Annotated in this window: 9 protein-coding genes; all 9 read right to left on the reverse strand. The window is 64.4% G+C overall.

What is annotated here, in order from left to right:
- Nucleotides 1-18 precede the first annotated feature (18 nt).
- Nucleotides 19-600 carry a hypothetical protein gene (locus ACLARN_RS08360; protein ID WP_409490709.1) on the reverse strand — a complete coding sequence of 194 codons (582 nt, stop codon included), beginning with the start codon at nucleotides 598-600 and terminating at the stop codon, nucleotides 19-21.
- A gap of 141 nt (nucleotides 601-741) precedes the next feature.
- On the reverse strand, nucleotides 742-1,161 hold the full coding sequence (locus tag ACLARN_RS08365; RefSeq protein ID WP_409490710.1) for a hypothetical protein: 420 nt from the start codon (nucleotides 1,159-1,161) through the stop codon (nucleotides 742-744).
- A 120-nt stretch (nucleotides 1,162-1,281) separates the two neighbouring features.
- Nucleotides 1,282-2,154 (reverse strand): hypothetical protein, encoded by an 873-nt coding sequence (locus ACLARN_RS08370; protein WP_409490711.1) that lies wholly within the window; start codon nucleotides 2,152-2,154, stop codon nucleotides 1,282-1,284.
- A gap of 58 nt (nucleotides 2,155-2,212) precedes the next feature.
- Nucleotides 2,213-2,746, reverse strand: a complete 534-nt coding sequence (locus tag ACLARN_RS08375) for a hypothetical protein (protein WP_409490712.1) — start codon at nucleotides 2,744-2,746, stop codon at nucleotides 2,213-2,215.
- A gap of 185 nt (nucleotides 2,747-2,931) precedes the next feature.
- Nucleotides 2,932-3,246, reverse strand: a complete 315-nt coding sequence (locus tag ACLARN_RS08380; protein WP_409490713.1) for a hypothetical protein — start codon at nucleotides 3,244-3,246, stop codon at nucleotides 2,932-2,934.
- 45 nt (nucleotides 3,247-3,291) lie between these two features.
- Nucleotides 3,292-3,495 carry a hypothetical protein gene (locus ACLARN_RS08385; RefSeq protein ID WP_409490714.1) on the reverse strand — a complete coding sequence of 68 codons (204 nt, stop codon included), beginning with the start codon at nucleotides 3,493-3,495 and terminating at the stop codon, nucleotides 3,292-3,294.
- Between the two features lie 441 nt (nucleotides 3,496-3,936).
- Entirely contained in the window at nucleotides 3,937-4,710 is a 774-nt protein-coding gene (locus ACLARN_RS08390) for a hypothetical protein (RefSeq protein ID WP_409490715.1), read from the reverse strand.
- Nucleotides 4,711-4,765: 55 nt separating this feature from the next.
- Nucleotides 4,766-5,053 carry a hypothetical protein gene (locus ACLARN_RS08395; protein WP_409490716.1) on the reverse strand — a complete coding sequence of 96 codons (288 nt, stop codon included), beginning with the start codon at nucleotides 5,051-5,053 and terminating at the stop codon, nucleotides 4,766-4,768.
- A 19-nt stretch (nucleotides 5,054-5,072) separates the two neighbouring features.
- Nucleotides 5,073-5,468: a hypothetical protein gene (locus ACLARN_RS08400; protein WP_409490717.1), complete on the reverse strand. Its 396-nt coding sequence runs from the start codon at nucleotides 5,466-5,468 to the stop codon at nucleotides 5,073-5,075.
- Between the last annotated feature and the right edge of the window lie 1,024 nt (nucleotides 5,469-6,492).

Raw genomic sequence — 6,492 nt, forward strand, 5'->3', positions numbered from 1 at the left:
CTTGTGGTGTCACGGTTTTCACGCGGTGAGCGGGGCCAGCGCGCGGGGTGGCAGCGCGGTGGTGGGCCAGGCGTAGAGGTCGAAGACCTGGCGGGCGTGGGTGCGGCAGTAGAGGTCGAAGGCGCCGCCCTGGCCGGCGTGGGTGGCGTTGCGGTGGCAGTAGCGCGGGCCGCGTCCGTTTCCGAACTCGGTTTGCCAGGTGCACACCCGCAGCCGGTGCACGCGGATCACCAGGCCGGGGCCGCCGTTGACGCCGGCCCAGCGGCCTCCGTCGACGCCGGTGGCGTGCCAGACGTAGCGGGTCCACATCCCGCCGGACGGGGTGTAGGTGCGCCGGCCGGTCTGCCGGGTATCGGCGGGGGCGATCGTGGCCAGGTGTCCGCCGGGCCAGGTGGTCAGCGCGTCGCCGTCGGTGGACACGTACGCGGCGAACGTGGTCGCGCGGGTCATCGCCTCGCGTTCCCGTTCGTCGGAGCACGGGTAGCAACTCGTGGCGCCTGTGCGCGGGTCGATCGCGCGTCCGGTGCCGACCGTGTCCGGGGTGGCTGTGTGGCCGCAGTCGAGAACGTCCGCCAGGTCGGCGGTTGAGGAGGTGGTCATGGCGGTGTCGGTCCTTTCCGGCCGGAGGTGATGCAGCGGAGGCACGAGAGGTCGACTCGCCCGGTCGGTTCGGCGAGCACGCCGGACCGGATCAAGGCGAGGTCGACCGTCGCGGTGGCGGTATGAGATGGGGTGATGCGGTTAGGCCAACAGCCATCGGCGGAACGCGGGCGACTGCTGGCAGGGGTCGAGGTGGCGCGGGTCGGCGCCTTCACGGGCACGGCGGGCGACCTCGTACCACCAGCGCAGCAACGCGCGGACCGCGCGGACTCGGCTCGAAGCGTTCGGCAGGAAGTAGACGTTTCCGCCACCGTCGAAGAGGTGCGCGCGGTCGCGGTAGGCGGTGGGTGCCCATCGGCCGTGTGTTCGAACGAGGCCACCGATGACGCCGACGGGCTGGCGAATGCCGTAGCACTCGGCGGCGCGTTCGTCGATGGTGACGATGTGGCCACCGGTCGCGTCCACGATCTGAGTCAGGGTCGCCGTGCCGTCGCGGGAGTCGCGTCCGTTGACCGGCAATGTCACGACGGCGGTGGTGTGGGTGTGCGTGGTGTCGGTCATAGGAAGGCGTCTCCTTCGGGACGTGATGAACGCGTCGGTGGATTCGGCGGGTGTCGGCCAGCGCGCAGCCGACACCCGCTGTGGGACCTCCGTGCGTGGGGCGGATCCGGCGCTCACCTGTCAGCGGTACTGACCGGTGATCTGGACGAGGTGGGCCATGTCGACCACCGGGCCGGCCCAGTAGCGGACGTGGGCGGGTTTGTTGCCGATTCCCCAGACGTAGAGCCGGAAACCGGGGTCGCTCGGGCAAGTCCACACGGAGGTGTTGCCGGTGCCGTTGGGCGTGCGGACTCCGAATTCGTCGCACCGGTCGATGTCGATCGCGGACCACGGACCGGCCTGGAGGTGTGCGAACACCCGGACATACGAGGCGTCGAACAGCACGGTGTGCGCTTCCTGCCGGGCCGTGACCCACTCGGCCAGCGCCGAAGCGGACAACGACCGGGCGGACGTGATCACGGCCCGCATAGCGTCGACGCTGGTGAGCCGGCCGTGGTCGCCGCTGTCCCCGTACGCCACGGCGGTCGGTCCGGTGAACCACAACGTGATCCACTGCGGGCCCCGGTGCCAGCCGCGGGCGTAGCCCCGACGCTCGCCCATCTCGGTGATCGGGATCGGGGGCAACGTGCCGTCCAGGCCCCGGTCGGGGCGAGGCGTCCACTTGTGCGCGCGGAGATCCTCGTCCACGGTCGGGTACAGCATGTCCGTGGTGCGTGCGCCCGCGTAGCCATGTGCCGACCTGCTCAGGCTCTCCGCCAAGCCGTTCATCCGGCCGGTGACGTTGCGCAAACCCTGTATCGGCATGGGTTTCGAGCTCAGGGCGTCGTCGGCCAGGTCGGCAACCTGGCACCGGAGGTTCGCCGCGCGCTTAGCCAGCTCGGCGAGGCTGGCGGCCTGCACGCGGTTGATCGCTTCGAAGGAATCGGCACGTACGCGTTCCCGTACGAGCTCGGCGCGTAGCGCGTCGACGGTGATCGAGTGGTCGTCGGTCATGGTGATACTCGCTTTCGTTGGTCGGCAAGGGTGAATTCCGGAGGTGATGAAACGGCGGTCAGTGTTCGGCGAGCACGCGGTCAAGCTCGTGCAGGAAGTAAGCGATGTCGGTGTTCGGGCGCATGGCGTCGCTGGTCGGTGCCGCGTCGAAGTCGTCGACGTAGTCGGTGTGGTCGCATTCGCAGCAGTCCGGCGCGGTGACCGGGAACAATTCGCTCCCGACATTGAGATGGGAGGTTTCGAGCGCGCGATCACGGAATGTAGGTGCGGTGTAGGTGGCGATCTTGGTCATTACGCGGGCGGCCGGGAATCGGGCGAATAGCTCGGCCAACACGTCGTAGTGCGTGTGCCAGCACGCGGAAATGGTGCGGCGCCTGCCTTTCGGGCCGGTGCCCTTGCCGAACACGGACGCGCTTCCCTTGGCGCCCGGTCCGGTCGCGTCGTGCGCGCGGAGGGTGAACGTCGCGCGGTGGCCGGCGCCGTTGGCGCGGTCCTCCCCCGTGCGTACGGTGATGTTTCCGTCGTACAGAGCGTCGGACACGTCGCGTACGACGCGGTGAACATCGGTGAAAGACACGCCGTACACGAACATGGTGGGACTCCTTTGCTCATTCGAGAAGTGGGGTTGTTTTTGCGTGCGCGCGGATGAGTCGAACAATCCGCAACGGTGATCCGTTGCAACCATTGCGCGCTGTCAGAGCTGCGCGGCGCCCGTGAAGCCGGGCGCCGAAATCGCGGCTGGCCACTAGGAATTTTCGATAGCGCCGGATGGCGCTGTCAGTCCCACGAGTCGACGCGCCGCACGGCGGCGCCGCATTTCGCGGCAACGTAGTCGGCTGCGTCTGCCAGTGTCGAAAAGCGGTATCGGTATGCGGATAGCGGCACGGGTGCACATGCCCCGTCGGTCGATTCAATGCGCCACCGTCCGCGCGGTGCGCGTTCGCAGGCGACGAACGCGCACCCGTCATGCGTGAAGGCAGCCGCGCTATCGGCATCCTGTTCGCCGTAGGTGTCGTCACTCATGATCCAGCCGACTTGCGCGTACTGAAAATGGAGGTCGATAACGTTGTCGTCCCGTTTCGTGGTTGGCATATTGACTCCCTGCTAGTTGGCCGGAATTGACGTGTCGGGTTGGTCTCACGCCCAGCGGGGCTGAAATTCGTCCGGTAGTCCGTCGAACGTCCACGCGCCGAAGATGCGCTCGTGGCCGGAGCGCACGCGGACGTGCGTACGCGGGATGCAATGCGACGGGGTGACGGTGGTGTGTTCGCCACGGCGATAGCCGGGACGCTCCGCCGTGACCAGCACCTTGATGTGTCCCCACGTTGCGTAGCCGGTCACTTTCGCCGGTATGAGGCCCAAGAAACAGTCAATGAAAACGAGGTCACCAGGTCGAATTTCGGTCATTCGGACGTGGCTGGTTTGAGTTATACTCATTTCTCAGTCCTCATTTTGTGCGCGCGTAGGGATGTGGCTGATCGGGTGGCGCCAATCGACCGGGTGTGATTGGTTACCAGTCGCCGAAGGTGCAGACGGGCCCGCATTTGCCGGTAGCGTGGGGGCCGTCCGGTGCGAAATGCGCGCGGCGCGCGAGCCGGTCTTGCTGCTCGTCTCGTGCACGGTCGGTCCTGCTGCGCATTCCTGCCCATTCGACGGGTGCGGCACCGGCGAGTAGCTGATCACAGCGGGGGCATCCGGGCGTCTTGCGCCCGAAGACGGGTCCGCCGCACGTGTGTTTCAGAACGGTTTCCATGATTGCGCCTTTCTCTGTGAGGCCAGTCATTAGGCGGCCGTCTGGTAGCCGGTGCCGGGGCACGTCGCGAGTTCGGGAAAGTGGTTGGTTCGGAAGGTTTGCCAGGCTTGTTCCGAATTTGCACGTGCCCGGTTGCGTCCCTTGTCCAGGCGGTTGGGGCCGCGCTGCTGTTCGGCTTGCTGGTTCAGCCGTTGGCGGACAAGCCACGTCACTGCCTGTACCTGATGTGCCGAAACCCGGTCACCAGAGATGGCGGAGATCATTTCCGCGGCACGGTGGTACTGACTCACCACGTGGTCGTAGTGCCGGCGGCTGATCGAACCGTCTCGGCGCTTGAACCCTTTCAGGGGTGCCGAGTCGTACTCGTCTGAACTGAGTGCGCGGCCGTGCGCGACAGACAGCGCGTGCCGATCGATGACAACTCGCGGGTCTTCGGGATCTTTGTCTCCGCCGTGCTCAATCAAGTGCGCGAAATCGCGAATCTTCGGGCCGGCGAGGATGTCTTCGTATCGTTCGCCGGACAGCAACCGGCTGGCTGCATGTTTCTGGGCAGTAGATGCGAATATCCCCGATCCCGGTCCGCCGATCCCTTGTCCCTCTCGGAGCACGCGAGCGGCATTGAGTACGTTCCCGATCCAGCCTTGCTGCGGCGAGTAGATCGCGAGCATTCCGGCGCCGAGATGGGCGTCACCGTTGGCGATAACCGTTGCCACATGGTGCGCGTCGAAATACCAGCGCATGCCCTGGGCTATTTCGTCGGGTGTGGCCTGTTCCCAGTGCCACACGATGTTTTCGTGGCTCACAGGGTGAGCCTGGAAAAATGGGTGATCACTGGGAGTGAGCATGGCTATCAGATCCTTACGTGTGGTTCACGCTCACCGGAGAGTCGTCCCACAAGCGGAACCATTCCGCTACGGCGGTACGTTCGCCGGCCGTTCGTAGGTATTTGTCCAGCGCGAGCAATTCGCGTCGCACCTTTCCGACGTCCAACTTCAGCAACTCGCGCGAGATCTCGTCTCGCACACGGTCAAGGTCAACCGCACCTGATGAGGCCAGGGAATACAGTGCGGATGACATACCGCCGTGCCATTCGGACGCGATACGTCGCGCTTGTCCGTCACCGATCAATGTGACTGTTGCACCCATGTTTTCCATCCCTTCGGAGTTACGCGGCAACCGCAACGGACACGGATTCCATTGCGGAGAAATCGAAAATGGCGAGCTGATGGGTTTCCCGCGCGAGGGTCATTGCTTCGGACAAGTCCGCTGTCACGACGGAAACGTCAAGGTAGGCACGGCCGGTGTCAGGGTCACACCAACCGCCGAGAACGCGACCGGGCAGCGTGAGAGCATCTTTTGCGCGTGCGATGTACTCGTGAAGGTCATTGCTGGTCACGCGACCGTCGAAAACGTGTTCGTGTTCCGGGTGCACGGCTACCGCGTAGCCGGTGCGAACGTCCGAACCGTCGCTAGGGTCGACAGAAAAACCGCCGTCCGGAACGGACAGAGCGTCCGCCATGGCGCTAATACGGGCGGACCAATCAATCAGAGTCATAGTCATGGCGATACTCCGTTTCGTGCGTGAAAAGTGGTTGACTGGCAGCGATTCAGGCCAGTTGTGAACTGGTATCAAAACGCGCAACCCTCACCGTTGTGAGATCTCCGCAAAGGGGACGCATCCTGTATCCGGGCAATACGGCACTACTCACCGGGGTGAGGGTTGCGCGTTTCGATAGCACATTCCCTGAATCTTTGATCTCTGTTGGGATAAGCCGTTATGTCTAGTGCGCAATGCAGGGAACCATGCCCGTACGGGTTTAGCGTGCTATGGGCAGGCGAGAGCGACGCTCTCAAGTCAGAGAAACCCAATTTCGGCAACCGCCTAAAACAACCCCGAACGCCCACGCATTGTGACGTTTTTCGGTGCTAGACCACCATTGACTTATCTTGGGGACACACCTGTGGCAGGCATGCCATTTATGCGCGCTTCTCCGCTTTATAGCAAGAGCTTTACGTAGTGAAGCTGCAAGCGCAGTTACTACACATTCCAGACTAGAAATGCGCGTTTGGCTACGCGTCGTTCTTCACGCTGCTCTGCACGGTTTCGCTGCTGTCCGCACGGCCCAAGCCGTTGCCCGCGCTTAGCGGGACTACCGTCTTCTAGACACCTGGAAGGAGGTACTGACCGAATCGGAGAGCTCGCAGGGACGCCGTGCCCCGGTCCTCACCCTCTCGATTCGATGTGTTGACTTCCCGATGTGGAGTCGACATGTAGAAGTACACATCTTGGGTCCACACTTTTCAAGACGTAGAGCCCCTTCCGTTACCGTTCTGTGACCTTCCGAGGAGAAACCCGCTGGTCAGAGCTGCGCAGGGTCGCCGGCCCCGTCTGTACTGACTGCCAAAGACAGCAGGGAAGAGCCACAGCGACCGGCACAGCGGAGCCCAACGGCGCGACCAGCGACCGGCACAGCGGAGCCCAACGGCGCGACCAGCGACCGGCACAGCGGAGCCCAACGGCGCGACCAGCGACCGGCACAGCGGAGCCCAACGGCGCGACCAGCGACCGGCACAGCGGAGCCCAA

It is taken from the genome of Amycolatopsis sp. cmx-11-12, assembly GCF_046269425.1.
In the GTDB taxonomy this organism is placed as follows: Bacteria; Actinomycetota; Actinomycetes; order Mycobacteriales; family Pseudonocardiaceae; genus Amycolatopsis.

Excerpts from the sequence above, each read along its gene's own strand:
- ACLARN_RS08375 (WP_409490712.1), bottom strand. The coding sequence starts at position 2,746 with ATGTTCGTGTACGGCGTGTCTTTCACCGATGTTCACCGCGTCGTACGC.
- ACLARN_RS08400 (WP_409490717.1), bottom strand. The coding sequence starts at position 5,468 with ATGACTATGACTCTGATTGATTGGTCCGCCCGTATTAGCGCCATGGCG.
- ACLARN_RS08395 (WP_409490716.1), bottom strand. The coding sequence starts at position 5,053 with ATGGGTGCAACAGTCACATTGATCGGTGACGGACAAGCGCGACGTATC.
- ACLARN_RS08360 (WP_409490709.1), bottom strand. The coding sequence starts at position 600 with ATGACCACCTCCTCAACCGCCGACCTGGCGGACGTTCTCGACTGCGGC.
- ACLARN_RS08380 (WP_409490713.1), bottom strand. The coding sequence starts at position 3,246 with ATGCCAACCACGAAACGGGACGACAACGTTATCGACCTCCATTTTCAG.
- ACLARN_RS08365 (WP_409490710.1), bottom strand. The coding sequence starts at position 1,161 with ATGACCGACACCACGCACACCCACACCACCGCCGTCGTGACATTGCCG.
- ACLARN_RS08370 (WP_409490711.1), bottom strand. The coding sequence starts at position 2,154 with ATGACCGACGACCACTCGATCACCGTCGACGCGCTACGCGCCGAGCTC.